This window comes from Sandarakinorhabdus sp., assembly GCF_040398665.1.
GTDB lineage: Bacteria > Pseudomonadota > Alphaproteobacteria > Sphingomonadales > Sphingomonadaceae > Sandarakinorhabdus.
The window spans coordinates 316,870-341,466 of the sequence record NZ_JBBATQ010000003.1 but is presented as its reverse complement, the minus strand read 5'-3'; the positions used below and the strand labels follow the sequence as shown (position 1 = coordinate 341,466).

Genomic DNA, 24,597 nt, shown 5'->3' with positions numbered 1-24,597 from the left:
TCCTCAAGAAACGGACTCTACCCAAAAATGGCGCCAATTCAGGGGTGCACGTCAGCGGCTAGCGGCATTGGAGGCAAAAGCCTGCGACGCTAACCGCGGGCCGATTATTGTTGTTCGGATGATAATCGACGTGGACGACGCTGAGACGCGCAGGGACTACGATGAAAAGCGCAATGTGCTCTACATCAGCCCGATCGACGTGAAGCTGTGACCTTAAACCGAATCAGAATATCAGTTTAAAAATATTGCCCTGCTCGTCTTTGGCAACTCCAAGACCATTTGCCGTTCCGCTGCCGGTATAAAACTCGACCGTCAATTGATTTCCACTGCCACACACCGCGACAGCTTCACCGCGATTAATCCCAGGCAAGTTTGACACCGACGTGGCAACGCCTGATATTGCTCCATACTGAGAAAATAAAGACCCCCAGCTGACACTTGTCATTTGCGGCGCAACAGACGACCAACGGCCTACACACTTATCTCCATTCGGATAAGTCACACTGAACTTTCCACTGTTTGATGTGATGTTATCTGCCTTTGCTTGCAGCACGGGAAGCGGCGTCTGATTCTTTAGCGGCCCTGCCGTTGGGAACATGCTTACCGTCTGTGCACATCCTGTAACAAAGACGGACAAGAGAGCCGGAAAAAGCAAACGGTGTTTAGTCATCAATCCGACAGACATTTTACATCCCCCTAAGCCGTTTATGATCCCGTTTGCGCAACACCCCTCAGCCGGGGCATCAGAGATTACCCGGCGATGCTGCAAGGATTATCCAATCAGGCTTAGGAATCAATCGGCGGCTGGGCCATGCAAGGCCAGTCATCGCTTTTTCTTGCGACACACCCATGTTGGCCCTCCAGCCGCTGCAAGCGAACTGGAAACCAAGGGCGGTAACGACATCGCCCAACCATTGCTGATCATATTCCGGCTGCTGGCTAATGCTGCGGGCAACGAATAGCCCCCATCACGCCGCAAAAGGTGGATAATTGGGTGGATACAAGAAAGCAGAGGAAGTCTATTCCCCCGCAATTTCAGTATTTTAGCTTGAAAAAATGGTGCCCCTGGCCGGAATCGAACCAGCACGGATTTCTCCATCCGATTTTGAGTCGGACGCGTCTACCAATTTCACCACAGGGGCAGGCGAGCGGGGGTTAGCGCAAGGCCGCCGATAGTTCAATGCCCGTCTTCATGATGGCTATCATTCGGCCGAGGCGGCTGCCAGCAGCCTGGCGCGCATATGATAAAGGCCGCCCCGAAGGGCGGCCTTTTCATGTCTGCGCTGTGGCTGCAGCTCAGAACTTCGACGTCACGGACGCCTGGAAGCGGCGACCGATCTGGTCGACGAAAGCGCCTTGGACCAAACCATTCTGACCAGCAAAATACTTGTTCGTCAGGTTGGCGACGTTGAACTGGACGCGGATATTCTTGTTGATGTCCCCACCAATCGCCAGGTCAAAGACGCTGGTCGACGGAAAGCGGGTGTCGGCCCATTGCTCGATTGTTGCCGGCAGGCCGCTGGCGAAGATCCGCGTCGGCGCGCGCCAGTTCCACACCACCTGGGCGAAGACATCGCCTGTGGTGTAACGGGCGCGGCTCTGCACTTCCCACTTCGGACGGCTGAACGTGCCGGCCGAGCTGATGATGTCGGTGAAGTTGCCCAGCGCCGAGGTGTCAAAGTTCCGCAGGTTGTAAGCGTTGGCATAGAGCGCCAGGCCGCCCAGCTTCCACGGAAGATCAAGCTTGTAGTTTGCCGATATATTGAACGCCCGGATCTTCGTCGCCGCCAGGTTGATATACCCGGAAACAAAGCCTGGCTGGATCTGGAAGTCGCTGCCGCGGCTGAAGAAGCTGCAGGTATTGACGCCCGTCGCCGCCGACGTGTTGTTATAGGTGTTGCTGTCATAGCACAACTGCACCGCCTGGCTCGGCGTGGTCGGCGCGATGGTGTCGCGCAGGTCCAGGCTGATGTAATCAACCGAAACCTGCAGATCCGGGATGAAGCGCGGCGTGAACACCGCGCCCACCGTCCAAGACCGACCCCGTTCGGGCCGCAAGGTCGAGGCACCCGAGAATGTCCCGGGGATCGACACGTTGTTCGGCTGGAAGGCGGCGAAGAAGGCGTCGGCAGCCGCGTTGTCGGCGGCCAGACCAGCACCGATCAGCGCCTGGCGGCAATTGCTGCGGCGGTTCACACGCTGCGAGCCCGTGTCGATCGCCGCTGGGCCGCAAACGTCGGTCGTCACCGAGAACGACGGCTGACCGCCAAGGAACAGTTCGACGATGCCCGGCTGACGGATGGAGCGGGTGATGTTGCCGCGCAGCAGCAGATCCTGGACGACCGGGATATCCCGGAACGGCCGCCATGTGCCGGCGATCGACCAGATCGTCTGCGGCGTGCCATTGGCGCTTTGCGTCAATAGGGCACCCTGCAAGGTGCGGAACGACGGCGCCTTGCCGTTCTGCTCCGAGATGCGGATCGACGGCGACACTTCCAGTTCGCCCAAGGCGCCGAGGAAATCCTGCCCCAAGATCGGGATCCGGGCTTCACCACCGAATTCGAGCACCTCGACCGAGCCCTGCGTCTGCGCCGACGGCGCGGAACGGGTGCGGCCCTGCTGGTTGATGGAATTGGACGAGAAATCCAGTTCCTCCTTGCGATACTCCGCCGTGCCCGACAGCGCGAGTTCACCGGCCGGCAGGTTGAAGAAGGCACCGGTGACGCTGCCTTGCAGGAAGGTCTGCTTGGAGATGTTGGTGAACTGCACTTCGGCGCGGACATAGTCCTTGGCGGCCTTGGACATGTTGTTGTAGCCGAAGGGATTGAGCGGCTGGCACCCATCGATCATCGCTTGCGTGATGGTCGGTGTGATCAGTTGGTCGGTCGGCACACCGTCAGCACCCGGCAGACGCGACAGGTTGGTCACCGTACCGTTGGGCGTGCGGCCGAGATAATCAGCGGGGAACAACTGGGCACGGCAACGGATCGTGTTGGTGTTGTCCCGCGCGGAATCGATCGCCAGCTGATACTCGATATCCTTGATGCTGGTCGTATTGGTGACCTGCTTCGAATTGCCGTAGGTGGCCGAGAACTCCGACGACCAGGCGTGGCCGAACATCTCCCACTTCGCCCGCACGCCGCCGACCAGACGATAGGTGTCGGACGTGTTGGTGAACGAGTTGTCACCAAAAAGATCCTGGTTCGTGCGGGTCAAGGTGAAATACCCGCCGCGGTTGGCCGCGTTGATGCCCACCGCATCCAGTGCCTGCAGATTCTGGGCCGTCAGGAACGGGTTGTTGACGTTGAGCAGCAAGGCCGCGTTTTCATCCGACGTCGAAACGGAATTGGCCGAAGCGCCGTTGCGCAGCGACACGTTCCTGACGCGGGCATAGAGATTTTCGGTGAACAGCGTGATGTTGTCGGTCAGATCCCATTTGGCGATCAGGTTGCCGATGAAACGGTCCTGCTGCGTGCGCAGCACGCCGTTTTCCAGGCCACGCAAGTTGCCACCGTCGCCACCGGCAAGGCCGCCGATCGCGCCCTGGCCACCCCGTGCAATCGTGCCGGCGTTATAATTGCGCAGCGTGCCATCGGCGTTGAATTCCAGCGGCACCGCAACGAACGGCAGAACCTGGTTCACCGGCACCTGCACACCGGCCACCGTCACCAATGTGGTGTCGGTGTTGGCGATGCGCGGCATGTTCGGGTTGAAGGTACCCAGAAAATAGTTGAGCGGCACGTTCGGGTTCTGGGCAAAGAACTCGCGTTGGGTTGGACGGCTGGCTTGCAGCACGTTGACAGCGATCGCCGTCAACTGCGCAGCCGTCGCGCCTGCCGGTGGGGTGACGCCAAACTGCGTGAACACCTGCGCAGCGGTCACGCCGGCAGGCAAGGTTGTCGGCGCGAAGGTCGTGAACGGCAGGTTGGCGATCGGCGTCGTGCGGCCATTCAGACCGTTGCCGGACAAGTTGCCAAGCGAATCCGTCACACCGGGCAGCCCGTTGATGACCTGAAGACCGGTATTGAAGAACGTCTGGTTGAGAGCATTGGGCAAACCGGCGGCCACCACGTTGTTGACCAGTGAGAGACCGTTCTGCAGCTGGATATACCGGGCCGCCGAGCTGTTGGCCGACGGGCGGGTTGCCGGCGACACGACATAAGGGGTTGGGAACGTGGAGACGCGCGGCAACAGCACGGTGCCGTTGTAGCTGATCGACTGGTTCACCGATCCCGCCAACAAGCCCGACGCCGGGATGCCGTCGTCACTGTTGCGCAGAAAAGCGCCGTTGTTCAGGTTGGTGATGTCAATGATTGACGGCGCAGTCGTCGAAAAGGCGGTGTTGCGCTTGGTCCCGTTGGCAAAGTTGGTGAGCGAGTTGTACCGATCACGTTGGAACCAGCGGCTGTCGGCCTGCAAACCGTCGCTGCGCGAATATTCGGCGGCAAACGTGACGTTGATGCGGCCATCGGCAAAGTTCCTGCCGGCGGTCACGTTCACCTGATACTGGTTCGCGTCGCGCTCGCCGGAAATGCCGCCAAGGGCGCGCATTTCCAGGCCTTCGAAATCGTCCCGCAGCACGAAGTTCACCACACCGGCAATGGCGTCCGAGCCATAAGCCGCGGCACCGCCCACGGTCACCACGTCCACCCGCTTGATCAGCGAGGACGGGATGGTGTTGACATCAACCTGGCTGCCAGAGGCGTTGGCATCGACGAACAGGGAAGCCGAATTGCCCGAAACATAGCGACGGCCATTAACGAGGGTCAGCGTACGCTGGGTGCCAAGATCAAGAATGTCGATGAAGGCAGCGCCAAGGCTGGCCGCCTGGCCACCGTTGTTGCCGTTGAGTGGGCTGGCACCAGGGCCGATCAACGGAATGTCGTTGATCGCTTCCAGCGCGTTGATGAAGCCACGCGCCAAAATCTGTTCGGCATTGACCTGCACACCCGGCAGCGTGCCCTGATATTCCGGGCGTGGAATGCGCGACCCGGTGACGATGATCGAGCTTTCAGCTTCGTCAGCCGGCGCAGCCGCCGTGGCGGCAGGCTTGGAAGCCGCAGGAGCAGCAGGAGCAGCAGTCTGCGCGATCAACGGCGCGGCAAGAGTCGCGGACGCAAGCGCGGTCGCGCCCAAAAGGCGTACAATTTTCATCAGGAATCCCCCCCCCTCGAAGACATATCGAGAGCGCGGACCTAAAGTTTGGCGCGGCTCATCACAACGGCCTGCGGGCGCCGCCGCTCGATTGCCGCCAGAATCGACGGCGCTGTTGCAGAAATGTAACGCACATTGCGACAAACTGTCTGATATCTGTCATAGAAACACCATACAGTGCAGGTGGTTGACCTGCGCTTTTGGCTGGACTTCACCATGGCCAGCCGGCAAGGCTTTCCAATGCGCCCCCCCCGAAACGGCAACGGCGGCCCCCGCCGCCCAGTCGACCCCCGCTCCGACCCCCGCTCCGATCCCCGCGCCGATCCCCGCTCAGGTTCGCGATCCGGTTCGCGATCCGACCAGGCCTCTGGCACCCGCACCGGCGCGGCGCGTCCGGATACGGCGCGTCCCAACGCGGCACGTCTGGATATGGCGCGTCCCAACGCGGCACGTCCCGATATGGCGCGTCCCAACGCGGCACGTCCGGATATGGCGCGTCCCAACGCGCCGGGGGCTCCGCGCGGTCGGCCACCGCAAAGCAATCGCTTCATCGATTTCGATGATCGCGCGCCGCCAAGCGAGCGCGGCTCGCGCCCGCCACGAGGTCCGCGCGCCGACGGTGACAAGCGCCCGCCACGCACCGCGCGAGATGACCGCCCGCCACGCGGTCCACGCACCGATGGTGATCCGCGTCAATCGCGCGGTCCGCGCACCGATGGTGATGCGCGCCCGCCGCGCGCCGGCGCACGCCCCAGCCGTGCCGGCAAGCCCGGGCCGGCAGACGCCGCCGCGCCGCGTGTCAAACGCGCGCCGCCGCCCGAACGCCTTACCGAAGTCGCGCCGCAGCGCATCGCCAAGGCGCTCGCCCGCGCCGGTGTCGCCTCGCGCCGCGATATCGAGCGGATGATTGCCGAAGGCCGCATCGAGATCGACGGTGCCAAGCTCACCTCGCCGGCGCTCAACATCACCTCGCTGCGCGGCGTGACGGTGGATGGCCAGGCGGTGGCCGGGATCGCGCCCACCCGCCTCTATCGCTTCCACAAGCCAGCCGGCTTCCTCACGGCGGCGCGCGATCCCGCCGGCCGCCCGACCATCATGGATATCCTGCCGCCCGATCTGCCGCGCGTCGTGCCGGTGGGCCGGTTGGACATGAACACTGAAGGCTTGCTGCTGCTCACCACCGATGGCGAGTTGAAGCGGGCGCTGGAACTGCCATCCTCCAACATCCCGCGCGTCTACCGCGTACGCGCCTTTGGCGAAGTCACCCAGGCCGCGCTGGAAAGCCTGGCCGACGGGGCCACCATCGATGGCATGCATTATGGCCCGGTGCTGGCCGATATCGAGCGCAAGACCGGCCACAATCTCTGGCTGATCGTCACCATCCGCGAAGGCAAGAACCGCGAAGTGCGCCGCGTGCTCGAACATATCGGTTTGCAGGTCAACCGGTTGATACGCGTGGCCTATGGCCCGATCGGCCTGGATGATCTGCCGCCACGCGGTGCCGACGAAATCCCGCAGTCAGACGTGCAGGCGCTGATGGCGCTATTGAAACCACTCAAACCCGCGAAGAAATAATGCGCATCATTTCTGGCCGTTGGCGGGGTCGCGCCATCATCGCGCCGCCTGGGCAGGCCACCCGCCCAACCAGCGACCGCGCCCGCGAGGCAATCTTCTCGATGCTCACCAGCCGGCTCGGCAGCTTCGAAGGACTGGACGTGCTCGATGTGTTTGCCGGCACCGGCGCGCTGGGGCTGGAGGCGCTGTCGCGCGGCGCGGGTCGCGCCTGCTTCATCGACAATGATGCAGCGGCCGTGCGGGCCATCAAGGCCAATCTGGCCGGCATGAATTATCCGGGCGATGTGCGCCAATCCCCCGTTTCCAGCCTGGGCACTTCCGTGCGCGCCCATCATGTCGTGTTTCTCGATCCGCCCTATGAATCCGGGTTCGCCGACCCGGTGCTGGCGCATCTGCATGCCAAAGGCTGGATCGCGCCCGCCGCGCTGATCAGCGTGGAGACATCCGCAAAGGAAGAACTGGCGCTGGACTGGGAGGTGCTGGTCGACCGCCGCTTCGGCAAGGCACGGGTCCGGCTGCTGCGGGCGCCCGACTGACCCCTTTCCCCTCGCGGGAGAGGAAGGAAGGGCGTGCTCGCGCGGTCAAAGGTGACACCATCCCGCTCGCCTGCGGCGGGTCCCCCTGTCCTGCACGGAGAGGATCAAGCCGCCCGATCCCGCGCCTTCGGATAGGTTCCGATCACCCGCACCCAATTGGTGAAGAACGCCAGTTCTTCCAGCGCCCGCGCCACCGCCGGATCGTGGGGACCGCCCTCGACCTCGGCATAAAATTCCGCCTGTGCAAACTTGCCATCGCGCAGGTAGGATTCCAGCTTGGTCATGTTGACGCCATTGGTGGCAAAGCCGCCCAGCGCCTTGAAAAGCGCGGCGGGCACACTGCGCACTTCGAAATTGAAGCTGGTCATCACCGGCACGTCGGCGGCCGGCAACACGGCATTGCGCGACAACACCACAAACCGGGTCGTGTTGTGATCGGCGTCTTCGATGCCTTCGGCCAGGATGTTCAACCCATAAAGCTCACCGGCCAGCCGCGAGGCGATGGCGCCAACACGGGCATCGCCCTCCCCTGCCACGGCGGCGGCCGCTGCCGCTGTGTCGAAAAACTGCACCGGTGCGATTCCGCACGCGCGCAAATGCCGGCGGACCTGGCCCAGCGCCTGGGGATGGCTCTTCACTTCGCGCAGGTCAGCCCTTTCGGTCAGTCCCAGCAGGCAGTGCCGCACCCGCACGAAATGTTCGCCAACGATGGACAGGCCCGATTCCGGCAGCAGGAAATGCATGTCAGCAACGCGGCCATGCAGGCTGTTTTCGATGGGAATCACCGCGCAGCCGGCGCGGCCGATCTGTACGGCCTCGATGGCATCTTCGAATCCGGCGCACGGCAGTGGCAGGCCATCGGGGAACGCTTCGCGCACCGCCTGATGGCTGTAGGCGCCCGGAGCGCCCTGGAAGGCGACGGCGCGATCCGGTGCGCCGTCGGCAGCGCTGACCATCGTATCGACTAGCGCTTGCGCCAAGGGAGGGTAGCTGCTGCTCATGGGCCGTTCGATATGATAGTGCGCTGCAACAAGCAAATGCTTGCGGGCGGCGGTGCAACCTCCTAATCGGTGCGCCATCCGGGGCCGCTTTGGGCTCATGCTCGTCGCCGGCCCAAACCCGTGGAGCCGCGTCGTGGACAGTTTCGAGTGGAACAAGATTTTTGGCGGCTTGCTCGCCGGCCTGGTCGCCTTGCTGGGCGTATCGATCGCCAGCGACATGATGTTTACCCGCCACCTGCCAGAAAAGCCCGGTTATGAAGTGGCCGGCGTGGAAGAAGCCCCGGCCGATGGCGGCGCTGCCGTCGAGGCCGAAAAGCCCGCCGCTTTCTATCTGGCGTCTGCCGATGTCGCCAAGGGCGAAGCGGTGTTCAAGAAATGCAGTGCCTGCCACAATGCGGCGGCCGGCGGCGGCAACGGCACCGGCCCCGCTTTGCACGGCGTCGTCGGCCGCGGCATCGCCAGCCACCCCGGCTTCAACTATTCCGACGCGCTGGGCGGCATGAAGGGCAAGAACTGGGATTTCGAATCTCTGTGGGGCTGGCTGAAAAGCCCGAAGGCCTATGCCGCCGGCAACAAGATGAGCTTCGCCGGCATCAGCAAGCCCGAAGACCGCGCCGCCGTCATCGCCTGGCTGAACACGCAAAGCGCCAGCCCGCTGCCACTGCCAGCCGCCCCGGCGGAAGACGCTGCGCCGGCTGCGGAAGCAGCCGAAGCAGAAGCGGCACCGGCGGCTGACCCGGCCGCCAAATAAGCATCTCACCTGGAATTCAGGGGCGGTGGCCTGTTGAGACCGCCGCCCCTTTTTCATAGGCGCTGATCAAGGACGATGGGGTGCCTGCCAGCCGGATCGCAGGCTCTGCGCCGGTCGATTCCAGCCTTGTGAACAGGCTTACTGGCGGGATTTCTGCACCTGTTTTGGTCCTCAGGCATCCAAACCCGCCCCGCTGCGTTCTCCTGCTGTCAACCAGAACAGCAGAAAGACCCCCATGACCGTCATCGGCTATGGCGCCCTCGGCGCAGATCAAATGCTTCAACCGGTGATGTTCGATCGCGAGCCGCTGCGGGCCGGGGAGATCGAGATCGACATCGCATTCTGCGGGGTCTGCCATTCCGATATCCACCAATGCACCGGTGATTGGGGCAACACCATCTGGCCCTGCGTTCCGGGGCACGAGATCGTCGGCACGGTCTCGGCCCTTGGCGAAGGCGTTTCGACATTCGCAGTCGGCGATACGGTCGGTGTCGGCTGCATGGTCAACAGTTGCCGCGTGTGCGCGGCCTGCATCGCCGGAGAGGAGCAATATTGTTCCGGGCCGATGAGCGCCACCTTCACCTACAACGGCCCGAAGCTGCCCGACGGCAGCAACAGTTATGGCGGTTACAGCGACAGCATCACCGTGCGTGAGGAGTTCGTGCTGCGCATCCCTCGCGTGATCGAACCGGCGCAGGCCGCGCCGATCCTGTGTGCCGGGGTGACAACCTATTCGCCGATGAAATATTTCGGCCTCAAGCCGGGCCAGACACTTGGCGTCGCCGGAATCGGCGGGCTCGGTCACATGGCCATTCAGATCGGCAGGGCGCTGGGCGCCACCGTGGTCGCGTTCACCACGTCGGCGGACAAGGCTGAAGCCATCACGGCGCTGGGCGCGCATGATGTGGTGGTGATGGATGACGCCGCAGCCGTCGCGGCCGCGGCACTGTCGCTCGACATGATGATCGACACCATTCCCTATCCGCATGATCTTGGCGATTATCTCGGCCTCATGAAGCCGGGATCGACCCTGGTTGTGGTCGGCAACATGATGGCGTTCGCCGCCTTCAATCCGGGGCCGCTGGTGTTCAACCGGATCAGCGTTGCGGGTTCCCTGATCGGCGGCATATCCGACACGCAAGCGGTACTGGATCTGTGCGCCGAACACGGCATCAGGCCAGAGATCCAGATGATCAAAATTGCCAGGATCAACGATGCGTTCGCCCGCATCAAGGCTAGGGACGTGCGGTTTCGGCATGTCATCGACATGGCGTCACTCAAGGCGGAGCGAGAAGGCACCGGGCAGACCCGCGAGCGGCTGGACGCGCCGACGCGCGGGGATGTGGTCAACCGCAAGACGGCATGAGGCACCGGCCGGGGGGCCTTACAGCCCGTAATGCGCCTTCACGATGGCCCAGCCTGCTTCCGCCGTTTCGACGAAGTGGAACAGCTTGAGGTCATCCGGCGCGATCACCCCTTCTTCGGCCAGCGCCTCGAAATTCACCACCCGGCTCCAGAAATCGCGGCCATAGAGCAGGATCGGCAGCGGCGCGACCTTGCCGGTCTGCACCAGGGTGAGCAGTTCGAACAGTTCGTCGAACGTGCCGAAGCCGCCGGGGAACACCGCTACCGCCTTGGCGCGCATCAGAAAATGCATCTTCCTCAGCGCGAAATAATGGAACTGCACCGACAGGCCGGGCGTCACATAGGGGTTGGGCACCTGTTCGTGCGGCAACACGATGTTCAGGCCCAGGGACGGCGCACCCTCTTCCCAGGCGCCGCGGTTGGCGGCTTCCATGATCGATGGCCCGCCGCCGGAGCATACGGTGAAGCAGCGCTCCCCATCCTTGCAGTCGCTCGACACCAGCCGCGCCAGATCGCGCGCCACGTCATAATATCTGGCCTTGTCGGCCAGCCGCTGCGCCACGGCCTGTTGTTCGGGCGTGGTCGCCGCCGCCAGCAGCGCCGGCGCTTCCGCAGGCGACGGAATGCGCGCCGAGCCATAGAAGACGAAGGTGGAATCGATGCCGGCTTCGGCCAGCAGCAGTTCGGTTTTCAGCAATTCCAGTTGAAACCGCACCGGCCGCAGGTCGGCGCGCAGCAGGAATTCATCATCCTGGAACGCCAGCCGATAGGCGGGATGTTCGGTTTGCGGCACCGCGGTGGGGGTGTTGCCGCGACGGGCGTCGGCTTCGGCGCTGGGGAAGATGCTGGGCGGGATCTGCGGCGCTGTCGTCATGGGTGGCCTTCTCAACTGTTACGCGACGGAAGAACGGCGGGCGGCGTTAGGCGCGCTGCGCCGGCTTGTCACGCGCTTTGTTGCAAGCCCAGCGCCGCGGTAGCCGCCGCCACCCCCTGCTGGCGGGCGGCCATGTCGTCGATCAGATGCCGGTGGGTGGGAATATAGAACAGGCCCAGATCCAGCCCAGCCAGGCACAGTTCCGCCGCGCGTTCCGGCTGGATGATGCCCATGGCGGCCGGCCAGTTCGCCGGGTCAGGCCCCAGCCCCGGGGCCGTGAGCCCGGTATAGACGCCGCCGGGCAGCAACATGTGCACGTCCATCGGCTTGCGAGCGTTGCGGCATTCGGTTGCCAGCCATTCGGCCAGAATCAGCACGCCATGTTTTGACGCCGCATACAGCCCATTGCCGAAATTCTGGATCGACGGCGGCAGCGACAGACTGTTTTCCGATCCGGTGATCACCAGCCGCGCGCGCCAGCCGCCGGCCTCCGCTGCCGCAACCAGCGCCTGCGCCAGCCTGGTGGGCCCCAGCATGTTGATTTCCCACAGCCGCGCCAGGCCCGGATCATCCAGATCGGCCTTCAACAGCCGCCGGGAATAACCGATCCCGGCATTGGCGAACACGGCATCCAGCCGGCCATGGCGCGCGACCAGCCGTTCCACCGCTTGTGCGCCGGCCGCGCCATCGGCCAGATCGATGGTGAACGCCTCCCCGCCGCACAGGGCTGCGGTTTCGGCGACGCCGGCCGCATTGATATCGGCCCCGGTCACGCGCGCGCCGCGCGCCGCCAGGGCAATGGCCAGCGCCCGCCCGATGCCACTGGCCGCACCGGTGATCAGCACCTGTTGGCCCGTCCAGTCGATCATGCTTTCACTCCCGACGCGATCTCCGGCAATCGCGCATTGACGAGACGCCATCGCCAATGCGACGTCAACCCAGGGAGGAGCGCGGGTTTGGCCGAAGCATCGCTTGATCGCGCATTGTCACCAGGCGCCGTCCTGCTGCTGGTGCTGTCTGCCGCCTCTCCGGTGCTGTCGGTGTTCGTCGGCGGATCGGGCATGCTGCACCTGTCGGGCACCACGGCGGCCCTGGCCTTTCTGGTCGGCGGCTTGCTCGCGGCGCTGTTTGCGCTGCTCTATGCCGAGCTGGGCGTGCGGCAACCGGGGGCCGGCGGCATCTATCCCGGCCTGGCGCGGCTGATCGGGCCGGGGGTGGCGCATGGCTATATGTTCATGACCATCCTGACCGCCCTGCCCCTGAATGCCTACACCGCGCTGGGACTGGCCGGCTATCTGAAGGTGCTGGGGCCGGAATTGCCCACCGTTCCGGTGGCGCTGATCAGCCTGGCGCTGGCCGCCGGCATTGCCATGCTCAACATCCGCACTTCGGCGCTGGTGACCGGCATGTTCCTGGGCGTGGAGCTGCTGGCGCTGGCCATCCTGAGCTGGGTGGCCGCCACCGCACCAACCGTGCCGCTGTTGCCGTTGCTGCTGCCCGAAAACATCGATTGGAGCCTGTTCGGCATCGCCGCACTCGGCGGCCTGTTCTGGAGCGGCGGTGCCAATTACATGCTGTATTTCGCCGAAGAGGTCAGCGGTGGCCGCGCGGCGCTGGGACCGCTCACCGCGCGGGCCGGCGCGATCTGCGCCCTGACCATTTCGCTGCCGATGCTGTTGCTGGTGCCGGCGCTGGCGGTCACGCCGGCGCTGTTCCAATCCGAAACGCCGATCGCGGCCTTTCTGGATGCCCAGGCCAGCCCGGCGGTGGCGCAGGCAGTATCGGCCGGGGTGATCGCCGCAGTGTTCAACGCGCAGATCGTCACCATCATGGCCTTTGCCCGGCTGGTCTATGCCATGGGCCGTGATGGTGTGCTGCCCGGCGCCCTTGGCCGGCTGGCAGCGCGCGTGTCGCCGCGCACGCAGTCGCCGTGGGGGGCGACCTTGCTGATCACCGTGGCGTCGGCCGCCACCATCGGGCTGGGGGAACGCTGGCTGCTGATCCTGACCAGCGGCAATGTCGCCGATTATGCGCTGGTCGCCATCGCGCTGCTGATCGCCCGCCAGCGCGGCGAAGCGACATTGTGGAAGGCGCCGGCCCACCCGATCATCCCGCTGCTGGCGCTGCTGTTCACCCTGGCGGCGGTGCAGAGCTTCTGGAACGACAGCGAGACCGGGCGGCCGTCGCTGATATTGATCGGTGGCACCTTTGCGCTGGCATGGGGTGCATGGCATGTGCGCCGCGCCGCCGGCCATGCGCCGATGCTGAACACGCTTGAGGATTAGGATGCTGATCACCCGCCGCCTGCTCGTCTCCAGCCTGCCGCTGCTCGCTGCGCCCGCACTGGCTGCGGACCGCTTCGCCCCCTTGCGCCGCGCCATCCCCGGCATCGAGCGCGCCGCCGGCGGCCCGATCGGCCTCGCGCTGATCGACACCGCCACCGGCGCGCGCTTCATGCACCGCGCCGACCAGCGTTTCCCTCTGTGCTCGACCTTCAAATTGCTGCTCGCCGCGCGGCTGCTGCACGGGGCGCAGACCGGGCTGTGGGCAATGGCCGACCGCCTGGCCATCACCCGCGCCGATATGCTGAACAACGCGCCGTTCAGCCAGACGCGCATCGGCGGCAGCGCAAGCCTGCTGGAAATGGCCGAGGCCATGGTGGTGCTGTCCGACAATCCCGCCGCCAATCTGGCGCTGGCACGCGTCGGCGGCCCGGCGGCGATGACCGCCTGGCTGCGGTCGATCGGGGATCGCATCACGCGGCTCGACCGCAACGAGCCGGAGATGAACAACGAAGTGCCCGGAGACCCACGCGACACTACCACACCGGCCGCAATGCTCGCCACCTGCCGCCGCTTGCTCACTGCTGGGCCGCTGAACGCCGCCAATCGCGCGCAACTGCTGGCGTGGATGGCCGCCAGCCGCACCGCCGACACCATGATCCGCGCCGCGCTGCCGCCGGGCTGGGTTGAGGCCAACAAGACCGGCGCTGGTTCCTGGCATGCGCGCAACATCGTTTCGATCATCACCCCGCCGAACCGCGCGCCGATCTGGCTGGCCGCCTATCTGTTTGCCGCGAAATCCGAACTGGAAGAGCGCAACCGCCAGTTCGTGCCGCTGGGCCGGGCGATCGTCGAGTCGCTGGGCTGAAACCCACCCCCAGCCCCTCCCGCAAGCGGGAAGGGAGCCGCTTGTGCCCGGCCGTTCTGCTCCCCTCCCGCTTGCGGGAGGGGCTGGGGGTGGGCCTCACCACAAGAGCCCAACCTGCGAATTCGCTTGACCCCCGCGCCCAAGTGCCTATCGCCGGCAACGGGCCACGCCGTCCCAACGCGGCGCGCGCTCTCTGTGAGGAGAGAATATGACGAACAAGCCTACCGCGCTTCCGGCGCGGCCCCATTTTTCGTCCGGGCCATGTGCCAAACGGCCAGGCTGGACACCCCAACAACTCGCCACCGAATCGCTCGGCCGCTCGCACCGGTCCAAGCTCGGCAAGGCGCGGCTGCAACACGCCATCACGCTGACCCGTGAGATCCTGGGTGTGCCCGATACCCACCGCATCGCCATCGTGCCGGCGTCTGACACCGGCGCCTATGAAATGGCGATGTGGACCATGCTGGGCGCCCGGCCGGTCACCGCGCTGGCCTGGGAGAGTTTTGGTGAAGGCTGGGTGACCGATGCGGTCAAGCAGTTGAAACTGAACCCGACCGTCATCACCGCGCCTTATGGCGAACTGCCCGATCTGGCGGCGATCGATTTCGGCCATGATGTGCTGTTCACCGCCAACGGCACCACATCCGGCGTGCGCGTGCCCGATTATGATTGGGTGCCCGAGGCCCGCGAAGGCCTGACCTTCGCGGATGCCACCAGTGCTGTGTTTGCGCAGCCCGTCGATTGGGCGAAGTGCGACGTGCTCACCTACAGCTGGCAGAAAGTGCTCGGCGGCGAAGGCGGCCACGGCATGTTGATCCTCGGGCCCCGCGCCGTGGAGCGACTGGAATCATACACCTCGGCCTGGCCGCTGCCGAAGATCTTCCGCCTCGTCGCCAAAGGCAAATTGACCGAAGGCGTGTTCGCCGGCGAGACGATCAACACGCCATCGATGCTGGCGGTGGAAGATTATATCGATGCGCTGGAATGGGCGCAGTCCATCGGCGGCCTCACCGCGCTGATGGCCCGCGCCGATGCCAATGCCGCGGCTCTTGATGCCTGGGTGCGGCGGACGCCTTGGGTGGAACATCTGGCCAAGAACGCCGCCTCGCGCTCCAACACCTCGGTCTGTCTCGTCCTGCCGGGTCTTGCCGAAGACAAGGTGAAGGCCATCGTGTCGCTGCTCGAAAAGGAAAAGGCCGCCTACGACATCGGCGCCTATCGCGATGCCCCGCCCGGCCTGCGCATCTGGTGCGGCGCCACGGTGGATACCGCCGACGTGCTGGCGCTGACCGGCTGGCTCGACTGGGCCTACGCGCAGGTCACGGCGGCCTGATTCTCCCCTCCCGCTTGCGGGAGGGGTCGGGGGTGGGTCTGCCCACCTGAGCCGTCTTTCCCGTCTTCGTGCCATTCCCACCCCCAGCCCCTCCCGCAAGCGGGAGGGGAGAAGGAATAATCCAATGCCACGCGTTCTCATTTCCGATCAAATGTCCCCCAAGGCCGCCGAAATCTTCCGCGCACGCGGCCTGGAGGTCGATGAAATCACCGGCCTGTCCAAGGACGAGTTGATCAAGATCATCGGCAACTATGATGGCCTCGCCATCCGCTCCTCCACCAAGGTGACCAAGGACATCCTGGCCGCCGCCACCAACCTGAAGGTGGTCGGTCGCGCCGGCATCGGCGTTGACAACGTCGATATCCCCGCCGCCTCGGCGCGCGGCGTCGTGGTGATGAACACGCCGTTCGGCAACAGCATCACCACTGCCGAACATGCCATCGCACTGATCTTCGCGCTCGCCCGGCAACTGCCCGAAGCCGATGCCTCCACCCAGGCCGGCAAGTGGGAGAAGAACCGCTTCATGGGCGTGGAAGTCACCGCCAAGACGCTCGGTCTGATCGGTGCCGGCAACATCGGCAGCATCGTTGCCGATCGCGCGCTCGGCCTGAAAATGAAGGTGATTGCCTTTGATCCCTTCCTCACCCCGGAACGCGCCGAACATATGGGCGTGACCAAGGTGACGCTCGACGAACTGTTGGCCCAGGCCGATTTCATCAGCCTGCACACGCCCTTGACCGACAGCACGCGCAATATCCTCAGCCGTGAAAATCTGCTGAAGGCCAAACCCGGCATCCGCATCGTCAACTGCGCCCGTGGCGGCCTGATCGACGAAGTGGCGTTGAAGGAACTGCTCGACAGCGGCCACATCGCCGGCGCCGCGCTGGACGTGTTTGCCGAAGAACCCGCCAAGGCCTCGCCGCTGTTCGGCACACCCAACTTCGTCTGCACGCCGCACCTTGGCGCCAGCACGGACGAAGCCCAGGTCAATGTCGCCATCCAGGTCGCCGAGCAACTGAGCGATTTCCTGCTCACCGGCGGCGTCACCAACGCGCTCAACATGCCGTCGCTGTCGGCCGAAGAGGCCCCGCGCCTCAAGCCCTACATGGCCCTGGCCGAACGGCTGGGCAGCCTCGTTGGGCAGCTTGACCACGACGGCATCAAATCCGTGCGCGTCGAAGTGGAAGGCGCTGCCGCGCAATTGAACATCAAACCGATCACGGCCGCCGTGCTCGCCGGGCTGATGCGCACCCACTCAGACACGGTCAACATGGTCAACGCGCCCTTCCTGGCGCGCGAGCGCGAAATCGACATCGCCGAGGTGCGCCACGATCGTGAAACCGATTACCACACGCTGCTGCGCGTGACGGTCCAGACCGCCGCCGGCCCGCGATCGGTGGCCGGCACCCTGTTCGGCAACACCAAGCCGCGGCTGACCGAGATCTTCGGCATCACCGTGGAAGCCGACCTCGCCGGGCCGATGCTGTACATCTGCAATGAAGACAAGCCGGGCTTCATCGGCCGGCTTGGTTCGGCGCTGGGCAGCGCCGGCGTCAATATCGGCACCTTCCACCTCGGCCGCCGCGACACGGGGAATGAGGCCGTGCTGCTGCTGTCGGTGGACAGCCCGATCCCGGCAGAGCTGCTCACCACGATCCGCGCCCTGCCCGGCGTGAAGGTGGCGAGCGGGCTTGCGTTTGTGTGATCCTTGGCTCCTCCCCCTGCAAGGGGAGGAGCCGAAGTATCGAAGCGGGAAACGCAATATCTCATAAAATCCCAGTCATGCTGGCGCAGGCCAGCATCCACCGCGCCGCCGGGGCCGATCAAGGCGCAACCGGCCCCCGCCCCACCATGGATGCTGGCCTGCGCCAGCATGACTTGCTCCTGTAATGAGGAGGCACATCATCAGCATCGCCCCCGGCCTTTTGCCGGGGCAAGCCCTTGCCGCCCCCTGCCCAAGCCGCTAACCCGCTACCCATGACCAGTTTTGGCCTCCTCCCCGAAGGCTTGCGGGACCGCTTGCCGCCGCAGGCGCGGGCGCTTGCCAGCCTGGTGCGCACCCTCACCGATTGCTGTGCCGCGCACGGCTATGAACGCGTCGCGCCACCCTTGGCCGAGTATGAATCGAGCCTGGCCAGCGGTGAAGGCCGGGAACGGCTGCGCTTCACCGATCCGGTTTCCCAACATACGCTGGCGCTGCGCAGCGACATCACCGGCCAGGTCGGCCGCATCGCCGTCACCCGCCTCGCCAGCGCCGCAAGGCCGCTGCGACTGATGTATGCCGGGCCGGTGTTGCGCGTGCGCGGCGATCAACTCAGCCCCGAACGCGAACGCACCCAGGCCGGCGCCGAACTGATCGGCAGCGATGCCAGCGCGGCCGTGGCGGAGATTCTGGCGGTCGCCATCGAGGCGCTGGCCGCCACCGGGCTTGCCGGCCTGTCGGTCGATCTCACCATGCCGACTCTGGTGGCCGATCTGGCCGACGCCGGCTGGCCGCTGGGCCGTGCCACGCTGGCGCAGGTGCAGGCCTGGCTGGATGGCAAGGATATCGGCGCATTACGGTCTGCCGGCGCAGATGCCTATGTGCCGCTGATTGCCGCCGCCGGGCCTGTGCGCCAAGCCATTGCGGCGCTGAAGCAGCTCGATCTGCCCGATGCGGTGCTGAACCGGCTCGATGCCATCGCCGCGCTGGCGTCTGGCCTGCAGGGCGTCACTGTCACGCTCGATCCCACCGAACGCCACGGCTTTGAATATCAGACCTGGCTCGGCTTCTCGCTGTTCGGCGCCGGGCTGATGGCGGAGGTGGGCCGCGGCGGCGCCTATCAGGTGCCGCACCCGGCCGGCCACAGCGAAGCGGCGGTGGGCTTTTCACTCTATGTCGATGGGCTGGTCGATCTTGGCCTGGGCCAGGATGCGCCGCGCCGTGTGCTGCTGCCGGTCAACACCGATGCCGCTGCGGCGGCGCAACTGCGCAGGGACGGCTGGATCACCGTGGCGGCACTGGCCGATGAAGACGCGGCGGCCATGCGGTGCAGCCATGTCTGGGCCAATGGCGCCGTGCAGCCGGCATGAGCTGGACTCTCACCCTGCGCTGCAACCGCGCCGATGCGGAAAGCCTGCCGCATCTGCCCGACCTGGCCGATCTGCTCGATGACGCACCGACCCTGAATGTCGAGGAGCCGGAGCCATCGCAGCCTGATGACTGGCTGATGACCGCCTATTTCAACGAACCGCCCGATGACGCGACCGTGGCGTTGATCAGCGGGTTTTTCCCTTCAGCACAAGAGGTTGCAGTTGCGGAACTGGCCGAGGCCGACTGGACGACCATGTCGCAGCGCGGGCTGGAGCCGGTGCGCGCCGGGCGCTTCCTGGTGCACACCGCCGATCATCGCGACGCCATCCGCCCCGGCGATTGGCCGCTGCAGATCGAAGCCGGGCTGGCGTTCGGCACCGGCCAGCACGCCACCACCCACGGCTGCCTGCATGCGCTGGTGCGGCTGGGCAAGCAGCGCCGATTCGCCAATATCGCCGATATCGGCACCGGCACCGGCGTGCTGGCGATGGCAGCGGCGCGCGCCAATCGCGCCGCGCGTGTCGTGGCCAGCGACAATGATCCGATTGCCATCGACGTGGCGGCGGAGAATCTGGCGCAGAACCAATTTGTCGCAGGTGCATGCGCTGGGCGCATCGCTCTTGCGGTCGCAGCCGGTGTGCATGCGCCAATCCTGCGCAAGCGCGCGCCCTATGATCTGGTGCTGGCCAATATATTGGCGGCGCCGCTGATCGCATTGGCGCGCGATCTATCGGCCGTGATCGCGCCCGGCGGGCATCTGGTGATGGCCGGACTGCTGGGGTCACAACAGCGTGCCGTCGCCAATGCCTATCGCCGGCACGGGATGATCCCGGCCGGTGCGATAGATTTGGCCAGCGAGTGGCCCTGCCTGGTGTTGGCAAGGAAAACGCTGCGTTAAGATGAGGTTGCCCCTGTTCGACGCGCCTCAGGCGGCGTGGAACAGCGGGACGGCCGTGGTGAACCCATTCAGCATCACGCGGCGGCGACGCTTGATCATGGATTGCAGGGGGCGGTCGATGGCCTGGGCTTCGCCAGTGGTCACAACGCGCACCTGCGGTTCAAATTCAGTCGGGATGACCTTCATTGGGGTACGCTCCTGATTGTCACCGGAACCATTTCCGGCTGACAGGAGGCTATTTAGTTCGACTCAGTTTGATTGTGCAGTGCAGCAGACTTGACCCCAGCCATGCATTTTCTGCATGCAGCCTGAACGCTCATTCGGTCGTACCCAGCTCCGCCACGCCCATCTCTGCGACCAACGCCAGCCAGCCATCCTCATCCAGCACGGTCACGCCCAACGCCTGCGCCTTGGCCAGCTTCGATCCGGCACCCGGCCCGGCCACCAGGATGCTGGTCTTGGCCGACACACTTCCCGAAACTTTCGCCCCCAGCGCCTCGGCTTCGGCTTCGGCCTCGTCGCGGGTGAACTTCTCGAGCGCGCCGGTGAACACGATGGTCTTGCCCGACAGGCCGGTCTGCAGGATCGGCGGCAGCGGCGTCGGTGACACCTGCCCCAGCAAATCGGCCAGCGTGTCCTGATTGTGCGGCTCGGCAAAGAAATCGATCAGGGCTTCGGCCACGACGCTGCCGATGCCCTTGACCGCACTGAACAAATTGGTCGCGTTGTCGCCCCTGGCCACATCGGCCACCGCCGGCGCGCTGCCGAACGCCCGTGCCAAATCACGCGCGGTCGTTTCCCCGACATGGCGGATGCCCAGGCCGAACAGGAAGCGATCGAGGCTGACGCCGCGGCGCTCATCGATCGCGGCCAGCAATTTGTCGACCGACTTTTCCTTGAAACCCGGCAGCGCCAGCAGCGCATCGCGCTTGTCGCGCAACCGGAAGATATCACCGGGCTGCACGATCAGGCCCTGGGCCGCGAACAATTCCAGCCGCTCCGTGCCCAGCCCCTCGATATCGAGGGCGCTGCGGCTGACGAAGTGGCGCAGCCGCTCGTGGCGCTGCGCCGGGCAGGTCAGGCCGCCGGTGCAGCGCCGCACCGCGCCATCCTCCTCGCGCACCGCGGTCGATCCGCAGACCGGGCAATGATCGGGCACCGCGAACGGCGCCCCGCGCGGGCCATCAGCCGGCACCACGCCAAGCACCTGCGGGATCACATCCCCCGCCCGCTGCACCCGCACCCGGTCCCCCACGCGCACATCCAGCCGGGCAATCTCGTCTTCATTGTGCAGCGTGGCGTTGGTGACAACGACCCCGCCCACTGTCACCGGCGCCAGCCGCGCCACCGGCGTCAGTGCGCCGGTGCGACCGACCTGGATATCAATGGCCTCCAGCAACGTTTCAGCCTGTTCGGCGGGGAATTTGTGCGCCACCGCCCAGCGCGGCGCCCGCGCCACCTGGCCCAGCCGTTCCTGCCAATCCAGCCGCTCGACCTTGTAGACGACGCCGTCGATATCGAACGGCAGATCGGCGCGGCGGCGTTCCAGATCGACGGTGAAGGCCAGGCATTCATCAATCGTCGCATCGCCCAACGCCAGGCGGCCGGTATCGAAGCCCCACCCGGCGATGGCGGCCATCATCTCGGTCTGTGTGCTGCCGGCCAGGCTGCTCATCTCGCCCCAGCCGTGCACGATGAAGGCCAGCGGGCGGCTGGCACTGATGGCGGGATCGAGCTGGCGCAGCGAACCGGCGGCGGCATTGCGCGGGTTGGCGAAGATCTTGGCCCCCGCTTCGGCCTGGCGGGCATTGAGCGCCGCAAAGCCGGACTTGGTCATGTAAACCTCGCCGCGGATTTCGGTGACGGAGGGGACTAACCCCGCCAATTCGTGCACCAATCCGGTCACGGCAGCGAGATTCCTGGTGACCTCTTCGCCAACCATGCCATCGCCGCGCGTGGCGCCATGCACCAGCCGGCCATCCTCAAAGCGCAGCGCGCAACTCAGGCCGTCAATCTTGGCCTCGGCGCGCAGCCGCACGTCTGCATCCTCCGGCAATTCCAGAAAGCGGCGAACACGGGCGACGAACTCGCGCGCCTCATCATCGCTGAACACATTGTCCAGGCTCAGCATGGGCTTCGCATGGATGATCTTGGCAAAGCCGGACGCCGCCTTGGCACCGACCTTGCGGCTGGGGGAATCGGCGCGGAGCAGATGGGGAAACGCCGCTTCGATGGCGGTGTTGCGCTGCACCAGCGCGTCATAGTCCGCATCGGAAATCTTCGGCGCATCCTCTTGATAATAGGCGCTGCTGTGACGGGCGATCTCCTCGGCCAGCCGCGCCAGTTCGGTGGCGGCTTGCGCTTCGGTCAGGGCTTCGGGCGGCAGATCGGTCATCCCATTCGTGTATCAGTGGCGCGCAGCCAAAAAAAGGGCGGCCCTGCGGCCGCCCTCTCCTTGGAGATGTTCACGGGGCTTAAAAGCGGAAGCCAACCATCGCATTGAAGGTGCGCGGGTCGCCAAAATAGACCGTCTGGATATTGCCGACGGACGAGAATTCCTGGCCGTCGGTGCGATACAGCGTCTTGGTCAGGTTCTTCACCCCGCCTTGCAAATACCAGCGGCCGCTGCCGGCATCGAAGCGCACGAAGCCGTTGACCAGCCAGTAACCCGGCTCGGTCAGCGCCGGGCGGTTGTCCACCGACAGGAAATGCTTGTCGATGAAGCGGGCATCGCCGCCAAAGCTCAGCGTGCCGGCACCGACGGGCACGCGGTAGTCGGTGGCGAGCGTGAAGCTGATCGGCGGCGCAAAGGCCGGCTCGCAGGTCACGCGATTGCCGGTGGGGTTGCAACTGAACGATTGCGGCGGCACGCGGCGGCCATCGTTGAATTCGTCATAATTTGCATCAAGATAGCCGAGGCTGGCCTTGACGTTCCAATGCTTGGTCGGCTTGACCAGCATTTCGACTTCAGCGCCCCAGATCGACATGCGCCCGGCGTTCAGCACCGGGAACACGCCGGTCGCACCCAGGGTGCCGCCGCCAACCCGTGCCTGGAAATCCTTGAAATCGCTGTAGAACACGTTGCCCGACAGATAGACACGGCCATCAAGGAAGCTGCCCTTGGCGCCGGTTTCATAGGTCCACACGGTTTCCGGATTGAAGCGCGTCACCAGCGTCGGCACGCCGCCCACCACCAGGGTGAGATCGGCGGTCGAGTTGGCGCGGCCGTTGAAGCCGCCCGATTTGAAGCCGCGCGAAGCCGAGGCATAGAGCGTGGTATCGTCCGAAGGCTTGAATGACAGCGTGACGCTGGGGGTCCAGGCGTTGAATTCGGCCTTGTTGTCCAGGTTCAGCGGCGCCGGCAGGTTGCCGGGGAAGCGGAAGCTGATGTTGTTCAGCGCCGCAAAGGACGATTGCGTGACGGTGAACCGGTCATAGCTGCGCTCTTCGTGGGTGTAGCGCAGGCCGCCGGTGAGGCTCAGTCGGTCCGTCAATTTGTAAGTCGCCTGGCCGAACGCGGCATAGCTCTTGGTGTTCTGCGCGTCGTCGATCAGGCGGGTGAAGCTGATCGGCCCGCCAAACAGCGTGAACAGATCATCGGCATAGGCCTCCTGATGCGAGGTGATGTTTTCGTTCAGGTAGAACAGGCCGAACACACCGGAGAAGCGATCCGTGTTCCACTTCAACTGCACTTCCTGGCTGAACTGGCGCTGGTTCACACCAACGAACACATCGCCCAGCTCGGCCTGGGTGGCATCGATATCGATGAACAGATCCGGATCGAGCTTGCGCCAGGCGGTGATGCTCGACAGCGTGATCGCGTCGGACAATTGCCAGTTGGCGGTCAGGCTGGCGCCCCAATGATCGAGGCGCTGGCCTTCGTTGCCGCGGAAGCTGGTCGAAGCGCGATAATTGTAGACGCCATAAGGCTCCGCCGGCACCAGCGTGCGGGCACCAGTGACAAAATCGGTCTGCGTCAGGTTCGCGGTGGCATAGCCCAGCGTGAGGGCATTGCGCTGACGATTATAGTCGCCGGAGAGCAGAATTTCGAGGCTTTCCGTGGGCTTGGCGCGCAATATGCCGCGCACGGTCACCGAATCACGGTCGTTATATTCGCGCCCGGTGCGCGGATCGGTGACCAGGCCGTCGCGCTTGTCATATTGTGCGGCCAGCGACAGCGCCAGGCGATCGGCGATCAACGGCGCGGAGGCATAACCATTCAGCAAGATCTGGTTGTAGCTGCCATACAGCGCCGAGGCTTCGACGCGGGTGTTTGCGTAATCCGGCTTGCGCGAGACGATGGAAATCGCACCGCCCGTGGTATTCTTGCCATAAAGTGTGCCCTGCGGGCCCCGCAGCACTTCGATGCGTTCCACGTCGGACAGGCCGAGCAAGGCGCCCTGGATGCGGCTGAAATAGACGCCATCGACATAGATGCCGACCGCCGGATCAAAGGTTTGCAGCGCATCGGGCTGGCCGAGGCCGCGGATGAAGATATTGGCGCTGGCCGCCGAGCCGCGGCCCTGCACGATATTGAGATTGGGCGCCGCGCCCTGGATGCCGGACAGATCAATCGCCTGGAATTTTTGCAGTTCCAGCGGGCTGAAGGCGGTCACGGCGACCGGCACATCGATCAACCGTTCGTCCCGGCGACGGGCCGACACCACGATTTCAGAGGCTTCCACGCTATCGCTGGCGGCTGCGGCGGCAACCGCTGGTTGCTGCTGGGCGAAGGCCGGGATGGCGGCCATCAGGCTGGCGCTGGCCAGCAGGACATTGCGGGTGCGGGCGTGCAGGATCATTTGGTCTTCTCCCCATTCAGTGCCCGATCGGCGCGGCAACAGGCTGCGCTGGCCGGGCTTGTGTCTGCTTTGCCGATGCAATACT

Annotated in this window: 19 protein-coding genes and 1 tRNA gene; 11 read left to right on the top strand and 9 right to left on the bottom strand. The window is 65.0% G+C overall.

From position 1 onward, the window contains the following. The coding region (locus ABWP22_RS06535) for a hypothetical protein (protein ID WP_353199151.1) at positions 1 to 211 on the top strand (211 nt) is incomplete at its 5' end. A gap of 12 nt (positions 212 to 223) precedes the next feature. Here ABWP22_RS06535 and ABWP22_RS06530 read toward each other — a convergent pair. From ABWP22_RS06530 to ABWP22_RS06520, 3 genes are all read right to left on the bottom strand, one after another. Beyond that, positions 224 to 685, bottom strand: coding sequence for a hypothetical protein (locus tag ABWP22_RS06530; protein WP_353199150.1), 462 nt, complete (start codon positions 683 to 685; stop codon positions 224 to 226). Between the two features lie 372 nt (positions 686 to 1,057). Further along, positions 1,058 to 1,142: transfer RNA gene (locus ABWP22_RS06525), tRNA-Leu, on the bottom strand. 154 nt (positions 1,143 to 1,296) lie between these two features. Then, a complete protein-coding gene (locus tag ABWP22_RS06520) occupies positions 1,297 to 5,154 on the bottom strand; it encodes a TonB-dependent receptor domain-containing protein (RefSeq protein ID WP_353199149.1) in 3,858 nt (1,285 codons plus the stop codon). Between the two features lie 459 nt (positions 5,155 to 5,613). Between ABWP22_RS06520 and ABWP22_RS06515 the strand changes: the two genes are divergently transcribed. Together ABWP22_RS06515 and rsmD are read left to right on the top strand one after the other, a co-directional pair. Then, positions 5,614 to 6,729 (top strand): pseudouridine synthase, encoded by a 1,116-nt coding sequence (locus tag ABWP22_RS06515; protein ID WP_353199148.1) that lies wholly within the window; start codon positions 5,614 to 5,616, stop codon positions 6,727 to 6,729. After that, a complete protein-coding gene (gene rsmD, locus ABWP22_RS06510) occupies positions 6,729 to 7,265 on the top strand; it encodes a 16S rRNA (guanine(966)-N(2))-methyltransferase RsmD (protein ID WP_353199147.1) in 537 nt (178 codons plus the stop codon). The genes ABWP22_RS06515 and rsmD overlap by 1 nt, the downstream gene beginning before the upstream one ends. Before the next feature lie 104 nt (positions 7,266 to 7,369). On the opposite strand, the gene ABWP22_RS06505 is transcribed toward rsmD, so the two are convergent. Next, positions 7,370 to 8,266, bottom strand: a complete 897-nt coding sequence (locus ABWP22_RS06505) for a prephenate dehydratase (RefSeq protein ID WP_353199146.1) — start codon at positions 8,264 to 8,266, stop codon at positions 7,370 to 7,372. A gap of 133 nt (positions 8,267 to 8,399) precedes the next feature. Here ABWP22_RS06505 and ABWP22_RS06500 point away from each other — a divergent pair, with 133 nt between their 5' ends. After that, a complete protein-coding gene (locus tag ABWP22_RS06500) occupies positions 8,400 to 9,017 on the top strand; it encodes a c-type cytochrome (RefSeq protein ID WP_353199145.1) in 618 nt (205 codons plus the stop codon). Between the two features lie 235 nt (positions 9,018 to 9,252). Then, positions 9,253 to 10,383 carry an NAD(P)-dependent alcohol dehydrogenase gene (locus tag ABWP22_RS06495; RefSeq protein ID WP_353199144.1) on the top strand — a complete coding sequence of 377 codons (1,131 nt, stop codon included), beginning with the start codon at positions 9,253 to 9,255 and terminating at the stop codon, positions 10,381 to 10,383. Between the two features lie 18 nt (positions 10,384 to 10,401). Here ABWP22_RS06495 and ABWP22_RS06490 read toward each other — a convergent pair whose 3' ends face one another. Both ABWP22_RS06490 and ABWP22_RS06485 read right to left on the bottom strand, forming a co-directional pair. Then, on the bottom strand, positions 10,402 to 11,256 hold the full coding sequence (locus tag ABWP22_RS06490) for an LOG family protein (RefSeq protein ID WP_353199143.1): 855 nt from the start codon (positions 11,254 to 11,256) through the stop codon (positions 10,402 to 10,404). A gap of 68 nt (positions 11,257 to 11,324) precedes the next feature. After that, positions 11,325 to 12,125, bottom strand: a complete 801-nt coding sequence (locus tag ABWP22_RS06485) for an SDR family NAD(P)-dependent oxidoreductase (protein ID WP_353199142.1) — start codon at positions 12,123 to 12,125, stop codon at positions 11,325 to 11,327. An 87-nt stretch (positions 12,126 to 12,212) separates the two neighbouring features. On the opposite strand from ABWP22_RS06485, the gene ABWP22_RS06480 reads away from it, so the two are divergent. The 6 genes from ABWP22_RS06480 (at position 12,213) to ABWP22_RS06455 (ending at position 19,710) form a co-directional block, all read left to right on the top strand. After that, the gene (locus ABWP22_RS06480) at positions 12,213 to 13,541 is read left to right on the top strand and encodes an APC family permease (RefSeq protein ID WP_353199141.1); all 1,329 of its coding nucleotides are present in this window, start codon (positions 12,213 to 12,215) and stop codon (positions 13,539 to 13,541) included. Position 13,542: 1 nt separating this feature from the next. After that, positions 13,543 to 14,406 carry a class A beta-lactamase gene (gene bla / locus ABWP22_RS06475; protein ID WP_353199140.1) on the top strand — a complete coding sequence of 288 codons (864 nt, stop codon included), beginning with the start codon at positions 13,543 to 13,545 and terminating at the stop codon, positions 14,404 to 14,406. A 208-nt stretch (positions 14,407 to 14,614) separates the two neighbouring features. Then, positions 14,615 to 15,739 (top strand): phosphoserine transaminase, encoded by a 1,125-nt coding sequence (locus ABWP22_RS06470; RefSeq protein WP_353199139.1) that lies wholly within the window; start codon positions 14,615 to 14,617, stop codon positions 15,737 to 15,739. Between the two features lie 124 nt (positions 15,740 to 15,863). Beyond that, positions 15,864 to 17,444: a phosphoglycerate dehydrogenase gene (gene serA, locus ABWP22_RS06465; protein WP_353199138.1), complete on the top strand. Its 1,581-nt coding sequence runs from the start codon at positions 15,864 to 15,866 to the stop codon at positions 17,442 to 17,444. Positions 17,445 to 17,716: 272 nt separating this feature from the next. Further along, the gene (locus ABWP22_RS06460; protein WP_353199137.1) at positions 17,717 to 18,811 is read left to right on the top strand and encodes an ATP phosphoribosyltransferase regulatory subunit; all 1,095 of its coding nucleotides are present in this window, start codon (positions 17,717 to 17,719) and stop codon (positions 18,809 to 18,811) included. Next, positions 18,808 to 19,710, top strand: a complete 903-nt coding sequence (locus ABWP22_RS06455; protein ID WP_353199136.1) for a 50S ribosomal protein L11 methyltransferase — start codon at positions 18,808 to 18,810, stop codon at positions 19,708 to 19,710. Before ABWP22_RS06460 ends, ABWP22_RS06455 begins: the two co-directional genes overlap by 4 nt. Before the next feature lie 27 nt (positions 19,711 to 19,737). Here the strand turns inward: ABWP22_RS06455 and ABWP22_RS06450 are convergent, their stop codons facing one another. The 3 genes from ABWP22_RS06450 to ABWP22_RS06440 all read right to left on the bottom strand — a co-directional run bounded on the left by ABWP22_RS06450 (position 19,738) and on the right by ABWP22_RS06440 (position 24,512). Next, the gene (locus ABWP22_RS06450) at positions 19,738 to 19,896 is read right to left on the bottom strand and encodes a hypothetical protein (RefSeq protein ID WP_353199135.1); all 159 of its coding nucleotides are present in this window, start codon (positions 19,894 to 19,896) and stop codon (positions 19,738 to 19,740) included. A 130-nt stretch (positions 19,897 to 20,026) separates the two neighbouring features. Beyond that, positions 20,027 to 22,105 (bottom strand): NAD-dependent DNA ligase LigA, encoded by a 2,079-nt coding sequence (gene ligA / locus ABWP22_RS06445; RefSeq protein ID WP_353199134.1) that lies wholly within the window; start codon positions 22,103 to 22,105, stop codon positions 20,027 to 20,029. Between the two features lie 79 nt (positions 22,106 to 22,184). Continuing rightward, positions 22,185 to 24,512 carry a TonB-dependent receptor gene (locus tag ABWP22_RS06440; protein ID WP_353199133.1) on the bottom strand — a complete coding sequence of 776 codons (2,328 nt, stop codon included), beginning with the start codon at positions 24,510 to 24,512 and terminating at the stop codon, positions 22,185 to 22,187. Positions 24,513 to 24,597: the final 85 nt, after the last annotated feature.

Bases quoted from the DNA above. Each gene is read 5' to 3' on its own strand.
- serA (WP_353199138.1), top strand. From the start codon at position 15,864: ATGCCACGCGTTCTCATTTCCGATCAAATGTCCCCCAAGGCCGCCGAA.
- ABWP22_RS06505 (WP_353199146.1), bottom strand. From the start codon at position 8,266: ATGAGCAGCAGCTACCCTCCCTTGGCGCAAGCGCTAGTCGATACGATG.
- ABWP22_RS06485 (WP_353199142.1), bottom strand. From the start codon at position 12,125: ATGATCGACTGGACGGGCCAACAGGTGCTGATCACCGGTGCGGCCAGT.
- ABWP22_RS06450 (WP_353199135.1), bottom strand. From the start codon at position 19,896: ATGAAGGTCATCCCGACTGAATTTGAACCGCAGGTGCGCGTTGTGACC.
- ABWP22_RS06490 (WP_353199143.1), bottom strand. From the start codon at position 11,256: ATGACGACAGCGCCGCAGATCCCGCCCAGCATCTTCCCCAGCGCCGAA.
- ABWP22_RS06530 (WP_353199150.1), bottom strand. From the start codon at position 685: ATGTCTGTCGGATTGATGACTAAACACCGTTTGCTTTTTCCGGCTCTC.
- ABWP22_RS06440 (WP_353199133.1), bottom strand. From the start codon at position 24,512: ATGATCCTGCACGCCCGCACCCGCAATGTCCTGCTGGCCAGCGCCAGC.
- ligA (WP_353199134.1), bottom strand. From the start codon at position 22,105: ATGACCGATCTGCCGCCCGAAGCCCTGACCGAAGCGCAAGCCGCCACC.
- bla (WP_353199140.1), top strand. From the start codon at position 13,543: ATGCTGATCACCCGCCGCCTGCTCGTCTCCAGCCTGCCGCTGCTCGCT.
- ABWP22_RS06460 (WP_353199137.1), top strand. From the start codon at position 17,717: ATGACCAGTTTTGGCCTCCTCCCCGAAGGCTTGCGGGACCGCTTGCCG.
- ABWP22_RS06470 (WP_353199139.1), top strand. From the start codon at position 14,615: ATGACGAACAAGCCTACCGCGCTTCCGGCGCGGCCCCATTTTTCGTCC.
- ABWP22_RS06495 (WP_353199144.1), top strand. From the start codon at position 9,253: ATGACCGTCATCGGCTATGGCGCCCTCGGCGCAGATCAAATGCTTCAA.
- rsmD (WP_353199147.1), top strand. From the start codon at position 6,729: ATGCGCATCATTTCTGGCCGTTGGCGGGGTCGCGCCATCATCGCGCCG.
- ABWP22_RS06455 (WP_353199136.1), top strand. From the start codon at position 18,808: ATGAGCTGGACTCTCACCCTGCGCTGCAACCGCGCCGATGCGGAAAGC.
- ABWP22_RS06515 (WP_353199148.1), top strand. From the start codon at position 5,614: ATGGCGCGTCCCAACGCGGCACGTCCGGATATGGCGCGTCCCAACGCG.
- ABWP22_RS06520 (WP_353199149.1), bottom strand. From the start codon at position 5,154: ATGAAAATTGTACGCCTTTTGGGCGCGACCGCGCTTGCGTCCGCGACT.